Here is a 17371-nt window from a genome sequence, read left to right as displayed (position 1 = left end):
ACACGCGGCTGTTGGGGGTGCAATGGAACTGGTCGCCTATGTGTTTCCGGGGTGGGAGCCGTTGTTGCGGCCCGCATCATCGCGGCGCGACTGGATGGATGGGTCGCCCGAACAGTTTGCCTATCGCTGCCTGCCGCTGAAAATGGCCAATGCGCATGGGTGGGAAATGCTGTCCCCGTGCGGTTTCACCGCCACATGGAACGGCGGGATGCGGCCACAGGATGTGGTGATCACCTGCGACCCCGGCACGCCTGTTGACGCCATGCCGGTCGCGCTGTTCGGCCAGGCCACGCTGACCTTTCATATCCCGGCGATCCTGCGCACCCCGCCGGGGTGGAACCTGTGGCTGTCGGGTTCGCCCAACGCGGCCAAGGACGGCATCAGCGCATTGGGCGGCGTGATCGAAACCGATTGGTCGCCCTACAGCTTCACCATGAACTGGCGTTTTACGCGCGCGCACCACACCGTGCGGTTTGCAGCGGACGAACCGATCGCGTTTATGATGCCGGTGCCGCGCGACAGCATCGAACAGTTTACGGCGCGGATTGCCCCGATCGATGATGAACCGGGCCTGCGCGATGCGTTTCTGCAATGGAGCGCATCGCGCGACGCGTTTCAGCAGCGCATGGCCGATGCTCCGCCCACTGCGCCCGCCGACAAATGGCAGAAACTGTATTATCGCGGGCTCAACCCTGATGGCACGCCCGCCAGCGCCGACCACCGCACCAAAGTGCGCGCGTGCCCGTTTCGCGCCGGTGACTCGCCGCTCGATCCGGAATGACCGGGGCGCGCTGATCGGTGCCCGCTGACCCGTGCCCGCAATGCTGCGCCCATTGCCCTGCCAAACCGCTTGTGCCACGGCCAGCGTGTTATATGATCGGTTAAACAGGTCGATCCCATCAGGAGCATTTCCATGCCCGTCGAAGTTCAGGTCAATGGCAAGCCGGTCACGCTGCATGCCGAAGACGATACCCCGCTGCTGTGGGCGCTGCGTGAAGAACTGGGGCTGACCGGTACCAAGTTCGGCTGTGGCATTGCCGCCTGTGGCGCGTGCAGCGTGCATATCGATGGCGAAGTCGCGCGGTCGTGCAGTGTGCCGGTCGGCACGCTGGCGGGCAAGGCGATCACCACGATCGAAGGGCTGGGCACCGCGCAAACGCCGCATGCGTTGCAGGCGGCGTGGATCGCGCACCAGGTGCCGCAATGCGGATACTGCCAGTCGGGCCAGTTGATGGCGGCGGCCGCGCTGCTGAAACACAATCCGCAACCCACCGATGCCGATATCGATGCGGCCATGACCAACATCTGCCGCTGCGCGACCTATGTGCGCATCCGCGCCGCGATCCGCGCCGCGGCCGGCATGCCCGCCGCCACTGCAGGAGCAAGCGCATGAAAATGAAGCGCAGATATTTTCTGATCGGCGGCGCCGCGGCAGTGGGCGCAGGCGTGTTCGGGGTGTGGTGGGGTGACAGCGCGGCGACCGCGCGGGCCAAACGCATGACCACCGGTGCGGGCGAAAGTTCGTTCGCCGGCTGGCTGAAAATCGGCCACGACGACACCGTCACGATCTATTCGCCGCATATCGATTTCGGCCAGGGGTCACAGACCGCGCTGGCACAGATGCTGGCCGACGAACTGGATGCCGATTGGTCCAAAGTGCGCGTTGAACAGGCGCCGGCGGACTATGCCTTTGCCAACACCGCGCTGGCCAAACTGTTTGTGCCCACGATGTCCGGCCACCCCGATGCCATGAAGAAACTGCCCGATCCGGTGTTTTCGCTGCTGGCGCGCAATGTGCCGTTGCAGGTGACCGGCGGATCATCGGCAATCCGCGCCACCGGGCAATTTGGCATGCGCGTGGTCGGCGCGGGCGCGCGGCTGGCGCTGCTGGCGGCCGCCGCCGAACGGCTGGGCGTGCCCGAATCCGAGCTGGTGGCCGCGTCCGGCCGCGTGACCCACGCCAAATCCGGCCGCAGCCTGCGTTATGGCGAACTGGCCGAGGCCGCCGCCAGCCGGCCGATGGTGGCGGAACCGGTGCTGAAGGTTCCCAGCGCCTATACGTTCATCGGCAAGCCGGTCGATCGCTTTGACATTCCCGGCAAAGTCAACGGTTCGGCACAATACGGCATCGATTTCGTGCTGCCGGACATGCGCGTGGCGACGGTGATGGCCGCGCCCGTGCGTGGCGGCAAACTGCTGTCGGTCGATCATGCCCCGGCCATGGCGGTGAAGGGCGTGGAAAAGGTCATCGCGCTGGATGATGCGGTGGTGGTGGTTGCCAGCGGTTATTGGCCCGCGCTGAAAGGCGCACGCGCACTGGCGCCCAAATTCAGCGACGGCGGCAACGGCGCGGTCAGCACGGCCAGCATTTATGATGCCCAGGCAAAGCTGATGACGGAAGGCAAGCCGACCAAAAGCTATGGCAAGGGCGATCTCGCCGCCGGGTTTGCCACGCCGAATGCCAAACCGTTGTCGGCCGAATACCGCGTGCCGTTCCTGCACCAGGCGGCGATGGAACCGTTCGCGCTGACCGGGCACCACAAGGATGGCAAGCTGGAGGTGTGGGGCGGCATGCAGGACCCGCTGCAGACGCGCACGCTGCTGGCAAAGTTTTCCGGGCTGTCGGTCGATGACGTCACGTTTCACCCGATGCTGATCGGTGGCGGGTTTGGCCGCCGGTTTCCGCCCTATTCGCAGATTGTGGAACAGATCGCGCGGGTGGCGATGCAGGTTGATCACCCGGTCAAACTGATCTGGTCGCGCGAAGAGGATGTGAAACAGGGCGCCTATCGCCCGCAATCGTCGGCGCGGTTGAAGGCGGCGCTGGGCGCCGATGGCAAAATCGCCGCGTGGCAGACCGATTATGCACAATTTGCCGATGCCGAAACCGAAACGGTGTTCCCCTATACCGTGCCGGCCACCGCGCGGCATCACCACCAGTATATCTCCAACCAGGTCGATGCTTATTGGCGCTCGGTCAATTCCACCCAGCACGGCTTTTACAACGAAAGCTTTGTCGACGAACTGGCGCATCTGGCCGGCGCAGACCCCTACCAGTTCCGCCGCGCGCATTTGCCCGCGGGCGGCCGGCATCGGGCTGTGCTGGATGCGGTGGCGAAACGCAGCGGGTGGGGCACGCCGCTGCCCGCGGGCACCGGGCGCGGCATCGCGCTGGTCGAATCGTTCGGATCGATCGCCGCCCATGTGGTTGAGGCATCGGTGCGCGCCGATGGCACGCCGCAAGTGCACAAGGTCTATGCCGTGGTCGATTGCGGCACCACCGTGAACCCCAAAAATGCCGAGGCGCAAGTGCAGGGCGGCATCCTGATGGGGCTGTCCAGCGCGGTGGGAGAGGCGATCACGCTGACCGGCGGCGCGGTCGATCAGCACAGCTTTACCGATTATCCGGTGCTGAAACTGGCCGATGCCCCGCAAATCGATGTGCATTTCATCGACAGCGGCGCGACCATCGGCGGCCTGGGCGAACCCGGCCTGCCACCGGCCGCGCCGGCGCTGGCCAACGCGCTGTTCGCTGCCACCGGCAAACGCATTCGCCACTTGCCGATCGCCCAGCAACTGGCCTGATCGCAAAAAAACCTTCCCCAACCCCTCCCCTCAGCGGAGGGGTTGGGGAGATGTGTCCAACACCGGCAATGACGCGCAAACATCCCGCACCAACCCGCTGAACACGTATGCATCAGGGTTGTATCCCCCCGCAACATTGGCCACCACCGGGGCACAAGACAAACCGGATGGGATGATGCGATGCGCGGGCAAAATCGGGTTGGAAACGTGCGGTGGGCGCTGCTTTGGTCGGCCGCGATGGCGGGGTTGGCGACCACACCGGCACACGCCGCGCCGGCACCCGTTGCGGCCACCGCGGCGCCGGCAGACGCGGTATTGTCGGTCCGCGCAAACGGCGCGACCATGCGCGTGACCGCGATCAGTGAAGCCATTGTGCGCGTGACGATCACCCGCGATGGCGCCCCTGCCGAAGATGCCAGCTGGGCCGTGCCGGCAGACGTTCGGTCAGCCCGCGCGCCCGCACAGATCGCCGGTACCACGCTGACCACCGCGCAGCTGCGCGCAACGATCGACCCGGTCACGCTGCATCTGCGCGTGGAAGACCACGATGGCCGCACCATTGTCGATGACACCGCCAATCCGATCAGTTTTGACCGCGACGGCTTTACCCTGCGCAAGGCGATGCCCCAGGCCGAACACTATTTCGGGCTGGGCGACAAGACCGGCGACATGGACCGGCGCGGCGGCAGTTTTGTCAACTGGAACACCGATGCGTTCGGATACCAATCCAGCACCGATCCCATTTACAAAGCGATTCCGTTCTTCATCGGCGTGGGCGGTGCGGGGGGCAGCTATGGCGTGTTCCTGGACAACACCTGGCGCAGCTGGTTTGATTTTGGCCATCGTGAAGAGGGCGTGCTGGCGTTTGGTTCGGTGGCCGGGCCGATCACCTATTACGTGATCGCCGGGCCGACGACGCGCGATGTGGTGCGGCGCTATACCGACCTGACCGGAAAATCGCCGCTGATGCCGCGCTGGGTGCTGGGCTATCAGCAGTCGCGCTGGGGATACAAGACCGCCGATCAGGTGATGGACATCGCCTATCACTTGCGCGCCGACAAAATCCCCGCCGACGTGATCTGGATGGATATCGATTATCAGGATCGCAACCGGCCATTCACCGTTGATACCAAGGCCTTTCCCGACCTGGCGAAGCTGACCGCGCGCGCCGGTGATCTGGGGATAAAGCTGGTGTCGATCGTCGATCTGCATATCGCGGCTGCGCCCGCGCAGGGCTATGCGCCCTATGACCAGGGCATGGCCGCCAACCATTTTGTGCACAACCCCGACGGGTCGGTCTATGTTGCGCCGGTCTGGCCCGGCCCGGCGGTGTTTCCCGATTTCACAACCACTGCCACGCGCACGTGGTTTGGCGCACAGTTCAAAAGCCTGGCCGGCATGGGTATTGCCGGGTTCTGGAACGACATGAACGAACCGGCGGTGTTTGAAACGCCCACCAAAACCATGCCGATCGATACCGTGCACCGCATCGATGGCGATGGCTTTGCGCCGCGCACCGCCACCCACGCCGAAATCCACAATGTCTATGGCATGGAAAACACCCGTGCGACCTATGATGGTGTGCGGCTGTTGCGCCCCGATGAACGCGCGTTTGTGCTGACCCGCGCCAGCTATGCCGGGGGGCAGAAATATGCCGCGACCTGGACCGGTGACAACAGTTCCAGCTGGGACCATCTGAAACTGTCGGTCAGCCAGCTGGTCAATCTGGGGCTGTCGGGGTTTGCCTATAGCGGGTCGGATGTCGGCGGGTTTACCGGTGGTCCGGCGCCCGAATTGCTGACCAAATGGTTTGAAATCGCCGCGTTCACCCCGTTTTTCCGCGACCATGCGGCCAATGACGCACCGCGTGCCGAACCGTGGATCGATGGCGAGGATCAGCTCGCCATCCGCCGCCGCTTTGTCGAGGCGCGCTATCGCCTGCTGCCCTATCTGTACAATCTTGCCGCACACAATGCGCAGACCGGCGATCCCATCATGCGCCCGGTGTTTTATGACTATCCCGCCGCGCTGTCGGCGCCGTGCAAGACCGCGCTGACCTTTACGCTGGGTGACAAGCTGCTGATTGCCGGCAACCCGCGTCCGGATTCGCCGCAGGCCTATGACATCTGCCTGCCCGCCGGTGGCTGGTACGATTACTGGACCGGCGAACGCGTGACCGCCGAACCGATCGGTGGCCGCACTTATGCGCAGATCAAGGCCACGCCGCGGCTGGATACGCTGCCGGTCTATGTGCGCGCCGGTGCGATTGTGCCGCGCCAGCCGCTGGTGCAAAGCACCGCACAAGTGCCAACCGGCCCGCTGGAACTGCACATCTATCCCGGCGGCACTTGCGCGGGCGAACTGTATGATGACGATGGCCACAGCATGCAGTTCACCGGCGGCGCCTTTGTGCGGCAGACCGTGCGCTGCACCACCGGCGCCAACGGGGTGCAGTCGATCAGCTTCGACGCGCGCCAGGGCCGGTTCAAACCGTGGTGGAAGGCAATCGCGCTGGTGATCCACGGCACCCAGACCCCCGCGACGATCCGCGTTAACGGCAAAACGATCACGCCCACGCCAGTCGGCGATGATCGGGCCCCAGGGTTTGTTATCCCCGATCAACCGGCGGCGGTAACGATCACTGCCATGCCTGGCTAAAGCGCTTCGCAAAAAAAGCCCCTCCCCCTGAGGGGGAGGGGTTGGGGAGGGGTGTCCAACGCCCGCAATGACGCGCGAACAATCGGCGTCGGACACCCCCACCCAACCCTCCCCCTGAGGGGGAGGGCTTTTTTATTGGGAGTTGATAACTCTAGGCCGTCAGCGTGATCTGGCCTCGCAAACCCTCGGCCTGGGCCGATGGGGCCACCCACACATCGACCAGACCCGGCTCCACCACCGGGGTGTTGCGCAGCCCGATAAAGCGCATGTCCGCCTGCGCCAGCGTGAAGTGCACAGTGCGCGCCTCACCGGGGCTCAGCGGCACCTTTTGAAACCCGCGCAATTCGCGCACCGGGCGCGATATGCTGGCGGTGCGGGTGCGGGTATACAATTGCGCCACTTCGGCCACGGCGTGCTTGCCGTGGTTGGTCAGTGTTATCGCGATTGTCACCGATGCGCCCGGGGCCAGCGTGGTCGCCGTGATGTGCAGATCGGTATAGCGCACATCGCCATACGTCAGCCCGTGGCCAAACGGAAACAGCGCCATATCGGGCAGCCCGCGGTAATGCGCCTTGTACGGTTGCAGCGCGCCATCCGGCTGCGGACGCCCGGTCGCCTTGTGGTCGTAATGATAGGGTTCCTGGCCGGTGGCATAGGGAAAGCTGACCGGCAGGCGGCCCGACGGGCTGACCGCGCCATAGATCACATCGGCAATCGCATTGCCGCCCTCGGTGCCCAAAAACCACGTGACCATGATCGCCGGTGCGGCGCGCACGCCGTCCTGCAGTGCCAGCCCGCGACCGTTGCTCAGCAACACGACCACCGGTTTGCCCGTGGCGTTGATCGCCTCCGCCAGCGCCAGTTGCGCTGCCGGCACGCCGATCTCGGCACGGGCCTGCGCCTCACCCGACATGTCCTGCGATTCGCCCAGCGTCAGGATCACCACATCGGCCGCCCTGGCCGCCGCCACGGCCTGTTCGATGCCGCCAACAATTGCCGCCTCCACATCGCAGCCGCGCACCACGGTAACACTGCCACCGGCCTGGCGCAGGCCAGTGGCCAGGTCCACTGCCAGCCGGTCATCGCCATAGACGTTCCACCCGCCGATGATATCGTGCGGCCCGCTGCCAAACGGGCCGATCAGCGCGATGTTTGCGGACTTGTTCAGCGGCAGCAGCGCGCCATCGTTTTTCAGCAGCACGATCGATTTGGTCGCCGCCTCACGCGCCAGCGCGCGGCTGGCGGGCAGCAGCGATCGGCGCGTTTCGCGCGCCGGATCGATCCGCCGGAACGGATTGTCAAACAGCCCCAGCATCGCCTTGGTCGCCAGCACGCGGCGCACCGCCTGATCGACGCGGGCCAGCGGCACCAGGCCATCGCGCACCAGGCCGGGCAGATGCAGGAAATACAGATTGCTCTGCATGCTCATGTCCACCCCGGCCATGATCGCCAGCCGCGCCGCATCTCGCCCATCGGCGGCCACGCCATGCGCGATCAGTTCCTCATCGCCCGTATAATCGGACACGACCAACCCGGCATAGTGCCATTCATCGCGCAACACATCGGTCAGCAGCCAGTGGTTGGCGGTGGCCGGCACGCCCGAAATTTCGTTGAACGATGCCATGGTCGATCCGCATCCGGCATCGAATGCAGCCTGAAACGGGGGAAAATACACCTCTCGCAACGTGCGTTCGGACACGTCGACGGTGCTGTAATCCAATCCTGCCTCGGCCGCGCCATAGGCGGCGAAATGCTTGGCACAGGCCATCATCGCGTCATCGGCGGTCAGGTCGTGGCCCTGAAACCCGCGAACGCGCGCGGCGGCAAACAAACGCCCCAGCAGCACATCCTCACCCGCGCCCTCCATCGTGCGGCCCCAGCGCTGGTCACGCGCAATGTCGACCATCGGCGCAAAGGTCCAGTCAATGCCCGATCCGGCCGCCTCAAACGCGGCGACGCGCGCGGTGCGGGTGGCCAGATCAGGTTCGAAACTGGCGGCTTCGCCCATCGGAATGGGAAAGATCGTGCGGTGGCCGTGGATGATGTCGGCGGCAAAGATCAGCGGAATTTTCAGCCGTGACCGCGCCATCACTGCGGTCTGCATCTGCAACGCCATGCCTGCGCCATTGCCGTTGAACACGCCGGTCAGCTTGCCTGCGACCGCATCGTTGATCTGGCTGGTAAAACTGCTGCCGGTGCCAGGGGGATTGAGCGCGGTCGCGCTGCTGCCGCCCCAGGCCGACGCCATCAGCGTCAATTGTCCGGCCTTCTCCTCGATCGTCATGCGCGCGATCAGGTCATCGATGAAACCCGGGATCGCCGTGCGTTCTGCCGCATTCGTCAGCGCGCGGGCCGGGCTGGCCAGCCATGCCGATGACAGTGCCATCCCGATCAACGCACCGCGCCGGGATATGCGGCCCTGGGGCACACGGTTATCGCGCATGGTTGCAATCCTTTCGCGTCCGCGTAAGCTCTGCAGACGTTTGCTATACCGCCGGGAAACTGGAATCATGACCCGGTTGACCTGTGGCCGTAACCGGTTACATAAGTGGCATCGCAGCGTTATGCAACAATCGTCGGATGCGGGATAAATGCCGCACTGCAATGGGTCTGACCACACACGTGAAAGCGCAACCCACCCGGTGACCGCGGAGCCCGCCACGCACAATTCGCAGACCGCCAGTGGCCGGTCAGAACCTGCGACGATCCGCGATGTTGCGCGCAGCGCCAACCTGTCGATCGCATCGGTGTCGCGTGCGTTGAACGGCCATGCCAATGTCAACCCGGCCACGCGTGCGCGGATTGTCGCGGTGGCGGCCGAACTGGGCTATGTGCCCAATGCTGCCGCGCGCAGCCTCAGCACCGCGCGCACCCATGCCATCGGCGTGGTGCTGCCCGATTTTCACGGCGAATTCTTTTCCGAACTCATGCGCGGGATGGACCGCGCGGCCAGCGCCCATGGCTATCAGCTGCTGTTGTCGAACACCCATTCGGACAACACCATGGCCACCCATGCGATTACCGCGATGCTTGGCCGGGTGGACGGGCTGGTGGTGATGGCGCCCAGTTTCGCCACCGCAAAATTGCTGCGCAACATGCCGGTGCGCGTACCGATGGTGCTGGCCAACACTGGTGACGGCACGGCGCACCACTCCATCCGCATCGACAACCGGCTGGGTGCGAACAGTGCGGTGGTCCACCTGCTGGAACAGGGATGCCGGCGGATCGTGCACATCGGCGGGCCGGCGGACAATATCGATGGCCACGAACGCCGCGAAGGGTTTGCTGCGGCGATGCGCGCACTGGCGCCGACGCAATCGATCGTGGTGCGCGACGGGGAATTTCAGGACAGTTGCGGTGACCGCATCGTGCGCGAACTGCTGGATCAGGGTATTGAATTCGATGGCATTTTCGCCGCGAATGACATGATGGCGCTGGGCGCACTGCATGCTTTGCGCGAATGCGGGATCGATGTGCCGGGTGAAGTGGCGGTGATCGGGTTCGATGATATCCCGCTGGCGCACTATCTGGCGCTGACCACCTTGCGCGTCGATGTGGCGGGCGTTGGTGGCCGGGCGATCGACCGCCTGATTGCCGAAATCAGCGGCACCGCCGGTCTGCCATCGACCGAGGCGATTCTGCCCGAACTGGTCATACGCGGATCAACCCGCAGCTGACGTTCGCGAATTCCTGCTCCTTTTCAATCAGCAATGGTGAACTCATGACGATCGATCGCCGACACCTGCTGGGCGGGATGGCCAGCGGCCTGGCCAGCAGCATGGCCTCTGGCGCGTTCAGCCGGGCCACGCTTGCTGCCGCCGCTACCGTCAACCCGGCCATGCCGCCGCTGATCGCGGATATCGAACGGCGCACGTTCCGGTTCTTTCGCGACCTGGTCAATCCCGCCAACGGGCTGTTCCCTGACCGCTGGCCGGCATCAGGACAAGTCGCCGGGATTGCCGCGGCCGACAATCTGCATGGCGGATTTGCCAGCATCGCGGCGGTCGGATTTGCGCTCAACGCCTGGCCGATCGGGGTGGAGCGCGGGTGGATGTCGCGGGCAGAGGCGCGTGCGCTGACGCTGGCCACCTTGCGCTTTTTTGATCGCGCGCCCAGCGGGCCTGACGCCACCGGGGTGTCGGGGCATCGCGGGTTTTTCTATCACTTTCTGGACATGCAGACCGGCCTGCGCTTTGGCAATTGCGAATTGTCGACGGTCGATACTGCGCTGCTGCACCTGGGCATGCTGTTTGCCAGCGGCTGGTTCGACGATGCTTCCCCCGAAGAGGCCGAGATCCGCCGGCTGGCCACCACCATTGTCGACCGCGCGCAATGGGATTGGGCACAACCGAAGGGCGCCGGAATTTCGATGGGCTGGCACCCCGAAACCGGGTTCATCGAACGGATCTGGGATGGCTATAACGAGGGCAAGATGGTCTATGTCCTCGCGCTCGGGTCGGGCGCCCATCCGATCGGTGACAACGGCTGGGACAGCTGGACCGCACCCTATGCGCGGTTCTGGCGGGGTGAGGGCGCCAGCCGCCATCTCGCCTTTGCGCCGCTGTTCGGGCACCAGTACAGCGAAACCTGGATCGATTTTCGCGGGATACGCGATGCGCCGATGCGTGCGGCGGGGTTCGACTATTTTGAAAACAGCCGCCGTGCTACTTATGCCAACCGCGCCTATTGCGCGGCCAACCCGATGCAGTGGCGGGGCTATTCGGACACGATCTGGGGCCTGGCCGCGTGCGACGGGCCGGGCAACCACGCGGTGGACTATCATGGCCGACCTGCGCAGTTTCTGGGCTATGCCGCGCGCGGGCCAGTCGGGCAGCCCGATGGCCAGGACGATGGCACGATCGCGCCGACGGCTGCGCTGGGGTCGATCGCGTTTGCGCCTGAAATCGTTATTCCCGCCGCACAGGCGCTGGCGCGTTATGCCGGCGGGCGGCTGTACGGCCGTTATGGGTTTGTCGATGCGTTCAACCCCAGTTTTCGCGACACCACGCTGCCGGTGGAAAACGGCACGGTGGACGCCACCTTTGGCTGGGTCGGCGGTGATTGCCTGGGCATCGATCAGGGCCCGATCCTGAGCATGATTGCCAACCACCGTGACGGCCTGATCTGGAACGTGATGCGCCGCGTGCCACACATCCGCCGCGGGTTGACGCGCGCCGGTTTCACCGGGGGCTGGCTGGATCGGTGACAGCAACAAAAAAGGCGGGGGTTGCGCCCCCGCCTTTTTCATAAATCTGGCAATGAAGCCAAACCTTAGCGCGAATAGAATTCGACAACCAGGTTGGGTTCCATCTTCACCGGATAGGGCACTTCATCCAGCGTGGGCACGCGGACAAAGGTGGCCTTGTCGGCTTCGGCCGAGACATAGTCGGGGATGTCGCGTTCGGGCAGGGTCTGCGCCTCGGCGATCAGCGCCATTTCCTTGGCCTTGGTGCCCAGGCTGATCACGTCGCCCGGACGCACGCGGCGGCTGGCGATGTTGCAGCGGACGCCGTTGACCAGGATGTGGCCATGGTTGACGATCTGGCGGGCCGAAAAGATGGTCGGCGCAAACTTGGCGCGATAGACCATCATGTCCAGCCGCTGTTCCAGCAGGCCGATCAGGTTCTGGCCGGTATCGCCCTTCATGCGCGACGCTTCCTGATAGGTCGCCTTGAACTGCTTTTCGGTCACGTCGCCGTAATAGCCTTTCAGCTTCTGCTTCGCACGCAGCTGAATGCCGAAATCGGAAACCTTGCTCTTGCGGCGCTGGCCGTGCTGGCCAGGGCCATAGCTGCGGCGGTTGACCGAGCTTTTCGGACGGCCCCAGATGTTTTCACCCAGACGACGGTCAATTTTGTACTTTGATGCCTTGCGCTTCGACACGCGTGTTCCTTTCAACTTGCGTCACGGCGCGGCGGGGATGCTGCGCCATGCAAAGACCCGGGTTCGCACCATGGCACCGATATGCGCCATGCGGCCGTCCGCTTCACCGGGTGTGCGGGGCCAATCGGACCTTGATCCGGACAAGCAGGCTTGCCGGGGTTCGCGTGGAAGCGGGCGCATGACCAGACATCGGCGCCAGAGTCAAGCGCAACCCGCCTGTGGCCCTCCAATCCGCGCGATCAGGGCCGCGGTTTGCGTGACAGCGTGGTCAGCACGCCGCGAAAGGTGCGGATTTCCAGATGGTTCCACGCCGGTTTGGTCAGGATCGAGCGCAGCGTGCGGCGGGTGACCGGTGCGCGCTTGGCCGGTTCGAAATAGCCCAGCGGTTCCAGCATCGCGGTCAACTGTTGCAACATCCCGTCCAGATGCTCCTGCGGGGCCGGGGGCAGCAGCTCTTCGACCGTGGGCTGCACCAGATCGACATGTTTTGACCATTCATAGGCGCACAGGATGACCGCCTGCGCCAGGTTCAGCGAACCGAATTCGGGGTTGATCGGCACGGTGATGATCGTGCGCGCCAATGCCAGATCATCGGCATCCAGCCCCGACCGTTCCGGCCCGAACACGATCGCGCTTTGCGCTGCGTCGGCCTTGATTGTGCGCGCGGCGGCCTCTGGCGTCATCACCGGCTTGGTCACGCCGCGTTTGCGCACGGTGGTGGCATAGACATGCGAACAATCGGCCACCGCCTCTGCCAGTGAGCCAAACACTTCGGCCTGTTCCAGCACAATGTCGGCGCCGGCGGCGGCAGGCCCCGCCGACGGATTGGGCCAGCCATCGCGCGGGGCCACCAGCCGCAGCCGGATCAGCCCGAAATTCAGCATGGCGCGCGCCGCTTTGCCGATGTTTTCGCCCAGCTGCGGCCGCACCAGCACGATGATCGGTGGCAGTGCTGTGGGCGGCAGGCCGGTCAAGGTTTGGCCACTTCGCGCACGGTGCTGGCAAACGCTTCAAAATCGCGCGCTTCGGTAAAATCGCGATAGACGCTGGCAAAGCGGATATAGGCGACGCTGTCGATCTGGCGCAGCCCGTCCATCACCATTTCGCCAATCTGGCGCGATGTCACATCGGTTTCGCCCAGGGTTTCGATCTGGCGCTGGATGCCGGTGATCAGCTGGTCCAGCCGTTCCTGTTCCAGCGGGCGTTTGCGGCATGCCAGCGACACCGATTGTTCGATCTTGGCGCGGTCGAACGGTTCACGCCGCTCATTGCTTTTCACCACCATGATTTCGCGCAATTGCACGCGTTCAAACGTGGTGAACCGCGCCCCGCACCCTTCGCATTGCCGCCGCCGGCGGATCGAGGTGTTGTCCTCGCTCGGCCGGCTGTCCTTTACCTGGCTGTCGTCATGGGCGCAGAAAGGGCACCGCATTACATTTCCGGGTAGATTGGATAGGCGGCGCACAATTCCGCCACGCGGTCGCGCACGCGCTGTTCGACCTGGCCATCGCCTTCATCGCCGTTGCGCGCCAGGCCTTCGACCACTTCGGCAATCAGCTGGCCGACCAGGCGGAATTCGTCTTCACGAAACCCGCGGGTGGTGGCCGCCGGGGTGCCCAGGCGAATGCCCGAAGTGACAAACGGCGACCGCTTGTCAAACGGCACGCCGTTCTTGTTGCAGGTCAGCCACGCGCGATCGAGGCCCTTTTCGGCGGATTTGCCGGTCACATCCTTGGGCGACAGGTCGGCCAGCATCAGGTGGTTGTCGGTCCCGCCCGATACGATGGCGATGCCGTGATCCTGCAGACTGGTGGCCAGCGCCTTGGCATTGGCGACCACCTGGTGGGCATAGGCCTTGAATTCGGGGCGCAGCGCTTCGCCAAAGGCGACCGCCTTGGCGGCGATGGTGTGGACCATCGGCCCACCTTGCAGGCCCGGGAACACCGCCATGTTGAACTTTTTGGCCAGCACTTCGTCATTGGTGAGGATGATGCCCGACCGCGGCCCGCGCAGCGATTTGTGCGTGGTCGATGTCACCACATGCGCGTGCGGCATCGGCGAAGAATGCGCGCCGCCAGCCACCAAGCCCGAAATGTGCGACATGTCGACCAGCAGGTATGCGCCGATTTCGTCGGCGATCGCGCGGAAAGCGGCCCAGTCCCATTCGCGCGAATAGGCGGTGCCGCCGGCGATGATCAGCTTTGGTTTGTGTTCGCGCGCCAGCGCGGCGACATTGTCCATGTCGATCAGGTGGTCATCGGGGCGCACGCCATAGGGGATGGGGTGGAACCACTTGCCGCTCATGTTGACCGGCGATCCATGCGTCAGGTGCCCGCCCGAATTGAGATCGAGCCCCATAAAGCTGTCGCCCGGCTGCAACAGCGCCAGAAACACCGCCTGGTTCATCTGGCTGCCCGAATTGGGCTGCACATTGGCAAAATCGCAGCCGAACAATTGCTTGGCGCGCTCGATCGCCAGCGTTTCGACCACGTCGGCATAGTCACAGCCGCCGTAATAGCGCTTGCCCGGATAGCCTTCGGCATATTTGTTGGTGAAAATCGATCCGGTCGCTTCGAGCACGGCCAGGCTGGTCACGTTTTCCGACGCGATCAGCTCGATCTTGGTCTGCTGGCGGTGCAGTTCGTCGCGGATAGCCTGGTGAATTTCCGGATCGGCGCTGGCCAGATGCTCGACGAAAAATCCGGGTTTGCGGATGTCCGGCGCGTTTGCAGGGGCTGCAGTCATCGTCAGGGCTCCTTCTCGGTGGTCAGAATGTCGGTGGTCAGAATCGGTGTGATGGTTGGTCAGATGGCAGGCTGCGACAGCTTGGCAACCCGTCCCTGATGACGGCCACCGGCAAAGGTGCCGTCCAGAAATGCGGCAAGGCAGGCGCGGGCCATGTCGATCCCGGTCAGCCGTGCGCCCATCGCGATCACATTGGCATCGTTGTGTTCGCGCGCCAGCGTGGCGGCATAGGGATCGGATACCAGCGCACAGCGGCAGGCCGGGTGGCGGTTGACCGCGATTGATATGCCGATCCCCGATCCGCACAGCGCCACGCCAAAATCGGCGGCACCGGCGGCGATCGCTTCGGCCAGTTTGTAGCCGAAATCGGGATAATCCACCCGCGCATCGCTGTCCGGGCCCAGGTCGGTGACCACATGCCCCCATTCGGCCAGCGCCGCGCACAGATCGGCCTTCAAGGCAAAGGCGGCATGGTCAGAGGCGATGGCGATGCGCAAACCGGTGGCGACCTGACTGTTTCATGACGGGGAATCGTCTGCCCGCGCCCATAAGACCTAACGCGCTTGGGTGCCACATAATTTGCCTTTATGGTCGGTGCTGGCCAGGGCAAGCGCACGGCACCGACGTGAAGGGCACGGCAATGTGGAAAGCTGACGGGATCTGGGGGCGGCATGTGCCGGCCTGCACTGCGCTGGTGCTGGCGCTGGTGCTGGCGGTGCTGGGCACCACCACACCGTGGCCGGCGCCCGTCGATGCCCCGCCTGCGGCCTTTTCGGCGGGGCGTGCGATGGCCGATGTGCGTGCGATCGCCACGCAGCCGCATCCGGCGGGATCGGCCGCCGATGCCGCGGTGCGCGGGCATCTCGCACAGCGGCTGACTTCGTTGGGCATGGTGGTCCATGCCGAACCGTTCGTGCCCGATCAGCAACGTATGGCGCAACATATGCCGTGGGGCGGCATCGCGGACCGGCCGCGCGAGCTGGTCAATCTGGTGGCGGTGCTGCCGGGACGCGACCGCGCCCTGCCGGCGGTGGCGCTGATGGCACACCATGACAGCGTATCCGGCTCGCCCGGCGCGGCGGATGACGGCGCGGGGCTGGCAGCAATCGTTGAAACGGTGCGCGCGATCGCCAGCGGGCCACAGCCCATGCGCGATCTGGTGGTGATCCTGACCGATGGCGAGGAGATCGGGCTGGACGGCGCGCGGCAGTTTTTTCGCGGGTTGCCGCCGCCGTATGACCCCCAGAATGCGCAAACGCGCGATCATATCGGCGCGCTGATCAATCTGGAGGCGCGCGGCGGCGGTGGGCGGGCGACGCTGTTCCAGACCGCAGACAACAATGGCGCGGCCGTGGCGCTGGCGGCACGGGCGCTGCACCATCCGGCGGGATCATCGCTGGCAGTCTATTTGTACCGCGTGCTGCCCAACGATACAGACGTGACCATGGCGCTGCCGTGGATGGCGGAGCGCGGCGTGGCGGCGTACAATTTCGCATTCATCGGCCGGCCGGGCCTTTACCATTCGCCGCAGGCCACTGCCGACCGGCTGGACCAGGGATCGTTGCAGGACATCGGTGGCCAGGCGCTCGATCTGACGCGCGCCTTGCTGACGGCGCCCGCGCTGCCTGCGCCTGCGCCCGATCTGGTGTTTTTCGATCTGTTCGGGTTTACGCTGGTCACAATGCCGGTGTGGGCGGGGTGGATCATGCTGGCCTGCGCGCTGGCGGCGATCATCGCCGTCTGGCACAGCCGCGGCCATGGGCGCGGGCATGTGCGCGCGGCGTTGGGCGGGGCAGGGCGCATGCTGGGGCTGGCCGGGCTGACCGCGCTGTTGGTGATGGGCGCCAACCTGGTGTCGCTGCACGTGGGCGGGCCCAACTATTACGACCGGCTGGCAGCGACCGCGCGGCTGGAGGTGATGGCGACTGCTGCGGCGCTGGCCGCGTTTTTCATCGTTGCCGGGCGCTGGCGGCCGGGGCGGGCGGCGCTGGCCGGGGCGTTTGTGCCGCTATGGCTGATCGCGTTGCTGTTGCAGGCGCTGGCGCCGGTGGCGGCCTATGTCGTGGTGCTGCCGGTGCTGTTGGCCGCGCTGATCGCGTTGCTGCCCGATCGTGCCGGGCTGCGCGTGATCGCGGTGCTGATCGCGGCGCCGGTAATCGGATACCAGCTGATGCTGGGGCACGAAATGATGCAGGCGGTGGGCAGCGAACTGCCGCTGGTGGTCACCCTGCCGCTGGTGCTGATCACGCTGACCGTGCTGCCACTGTGGCGCCCGCTGTCGGGCAATGCCCGGCGCGTGGCGGTGCTTGGCTGCGCGCTGGCGGCACTGGTGATCGCGCTGTCAATCCGCGCCGCGCCGATTTCGGATACGATCCCGCCTTACAGCCGGACGACGCGGCCGGTTTCGTGATGCATCCTATTACCACCCTATCGTCGCCCCGGGCGTGACTGTACAGACCGGCAAGATGGTGGACGGTTGTACGGGGACATGGTGGACACT

General features: G+C 65.0%; 13 protein-coding genes. 7 read left to right on the top strand and 6 right to left on the bottom strand.

Annotation, left to right across the window (positions count from 1 at the left end):
* The first annotated feature begins 22 nt into the window (after positions 1 to 22).
* From ABWP89_RS03330 to ABWP89_RS03315, 4 genes are all read left to right on the top strand, one after another.
* Positions 23 to 781: a DUF6065 family protein gene (locus ABWP89_RS03330; protein WP_353227225.1), complete on the top strand. Its 759-nt coding sequence runs from the start codon at positions 23 to 25 to the stop codon at positions 779 to 781.
* Positions 782 to 913: 132 nt separating this feature from the next.
* Complete coding sequence (locus ABWP89_RS03325; RefSeq protein WP_353227224.1) at positions 914 to 1393, top strand: (2Fe-2S)-binding protein; 480 nt, start codon at positions 914 to 916, stop codon at positions 1391 to 1393.
* A 2-nt stretch (positions 1394 to 1395) separates the two neighbouring features.
* Complete coding sequence (locus ABWP89_RS03320) at positions 1396 to 3585, top strand: xanthine dehydrogenase family protein molybdopterin-binding subunit (protein WP_353227222.1); 2190 nt, start codon at positions 1396 to 1398, stop codon at positions 3583 to 3585.
* A gap of 237 nt (positions 3586 to 3822) precedes the next feature.
* Positions 3823 to 6243, top strand: a complete 2421-nt coding sequence (locus ABWP89_RS03315) for a glycoside hydrolase family 31 protein (RefSeq protein ID WP_353227220.1) — start codon at positions 3823 to 3825, stop codon at positions 6241 to 6243.
* A gap of 151 nt (positions 6244 to 6394) precedes the next feature.
* Here ABWP89_RS03315 and ABWP89_RS03310 read toward each other — a convergent pair whose 3' ends face one another.
* Positions 6395 to 8686 carry a glycoside hydrolase family 3 N-terminal domain-containing protein gene (locus ABWP89_RS03310; RefSeq protein WP_353227219.1) on the bottom strand — a complete coding sequence of 764 codons (2292 nt, stop codon included), beginning with the start codon at positions 8684 to 8686 and terminating at the stop codon, positions 6395 to 6397.
* 199 nt (positions 8687 to 8885) lie between these two features.
* Between ABWP89_RS03310 and ABWP89_RS03305 the strand changes: the two genes are divergently transcribed.
* Positions 8886 to 9920 (top strand): LacI family DNA-binding transcriptional regulator, encoded by a 1035-nt coding sequence (locus tag ABWP89_RS03305; protein WP_353227217.1) that lies wholly within the window; start codon positions 8886 to 8888, stop codon positions 9918 to 9920.
* A gap of 44 nt (positions 9921 to 9964) precedes the next feature.
* On the top strand, positions 9965 to 11449 hold the full coding sequence (locus ABWP89_RS03300) for a glucoamylase family protein (RefSeq protein WP_353227215.1): 1485 nt from the start codon (positions 9965 to 9967) through the stop codon (positions 11447 to 11449).
* Between the two features lie 65 nt (positions 11450 to 11514).
* Here ABWP89_RS03300 and rpsD read toward each other — a convergent pair whose 3' ends face one another.
* The 5 genes from rpsD to rpiB all read right to left on the bottom strand — a co-directional run bounded on the left by rpsD (position 11515) and on the right by rpiB (position 15368).
* The gene (gene rpsD, locus ABWP89_RS03295) at positions 11515 to 12126 is read right to left on the bottom strand and encodes a 30S ribosomal protein S4 (protein WP_353227214.1); all 612 of its coding nucleotides are present in this window, start codon (positions 12124 to 12126) and stop codon (positions 11515 to 11517) included.
* A gap of 239 nt (positions 12127 to 12365) precedes the next feature.
* Positions 12366 to 13100, bottom strand: a complete 735-nt coding sequence (locus tag ABWP89_RS03290) for an RNA methyltransferase (RefSeq protein ID WP_353227213.1) — start codon at positions 13098 to 13100, stop codon at positions 12366 to 12368.
* Positions 13097 to 13558 (bottom strand): transcriptional regulator NrdR, encoded by a 462-nt coding sequence (nrdR, locus tag ABWP89_RS03285; RefSeq protein ID WP_353227211.1) that lies wholly within the window; start codon positions 13556 to 13558, stop codon positions 13097 to 13099. Before nrdR ends, ABWP89_RS03290 begins: the two co-directional genes overlap by 4 nt.
* Positions 13558 to 14871: a serine hydroxymethyltransferase gene (glyA, locus tag ABWP89_RS03280; RefSeq protein WP_353227210.1), complete on the bottom strand. Its 1314-nt coding sequence runs from the start codon at positions 14869 to 14871 to the stop codon at positions 13558 to 13560. Before glyA ends, nrdR begins: the two co-directional genes overlap by 1 nt.
* Positions 14872 to 14930: 59 nt before the next feature.
* The gene (rpiB, locus tag ABWP89_RS03275; protein ID WP_353227208.1) at positions 14931 to 15368 is read right to left on the bottom strand and encodes a ribose 5-phosphate isomerase B; all 438 of its coding nucleotides are present in this window, start codon (positions 15366 to 15368) and stop codon (positions 14931 to 14933) included.
* Between the two features lie 143 nt (positions 15369 to 15511).
* Here rpiB and ABWP89_RS03270 point away from each other — a divergent pair, with 143 nt between their 5' ends.
* Positions 15512 to 17281, top strand: a complete 1770-nt coding sequence (locus ABWP89_RS03270; RefSeq protein ID WP_353227207.1) for a M28 family peptidase — start codon at positions 15512 to 15514, stop codon at positions 17279 to 17281.
* Positions 17282 to 17371: the final 90 nt, after the last annotated feature.

This window comes from Novosphingobium sp., assembly GCF_040398825.1.
GTDB lineage: Bacteria > Pseudomonadota > Alphaproteobacteria > Sphingomonadales > Sphingomonadaceae > Novosphingobium.
Note: the sequence above shows the minus strand (reverse complement) of the source record. Positions and strands in the feature narration are given on the sequence as shown.

What these genes read in the sequence shown, in the direction of transcription:
- nrdR (WP_353227211.1), bottom strand. Translation starts at nt 13,558, where the DNA reads ATGCGGTGCCCTTTCTGCGCCCATGACGACAGCCAGGTAAAGGACAGC.
- ABWP89_RS03300 (WP_353227215.1), top strand. Translation starts at nt 9,965, where the DNA reads ATGACGATCGATCGCCGACACCTGCTGGGCGGGATGGCCAGCGGCCTG.
- ABWP89_RS03325 (WP_353227224.1), top strand. Translation starts at nt 914, where the DNA reads ATGCCCGTCGAAGTTCAGGTCAATGGCAAGCCGGTCACGCTGCATGCC.
- ABWP89_RS03330 (WP_353227225.1), top strand. Translation starts at nt 23, where the DNA reads ATGGAACTGGTCGCCTATGTGTTTCCGGGGTGGGAGCCGTTGTTGCGG.
- ABWP89_RS03315 (WP_353227220.1), top strand. Translation starts at nt 3,823, where the DNA reads ATGGCGGGGTTGGCGACCACACCGGCACACGCCGCGCCGGCACCCGTT.
- ABWP89_RS03320 (WP_353227222.1), top strand. Translation starts at nt 1,396, where the DNA reads ATGAAGCGCAGATATTTTCTGATCGGCGGCGCCGCGGCAGTGGGCGCA.
- ABWP89_RS03310 (WP_353227219.1), bottom strand. Translation starts at nt 8,686, where the DNA reads ATGCGCGATAACCGTGTGCCCCAGGGCCGCATATCCCGGCGCGGTGCG.
- ABWP89_RS03270 (WP_353227207.1), top strand. Translation starts at nt 15,512, where the DNA reads ATGTGGAAAGCTGACGGGATCTGGGGGCGGCATGTGCCGGCCTGCACT.
- glyA (WP_353227210.1), bottom strand. Translation starts at nt 14,871, where the DNA reads ATGACTGCAGCCCCTGCAAACGCGCCGGACATCCGCAAACCCGGATTT.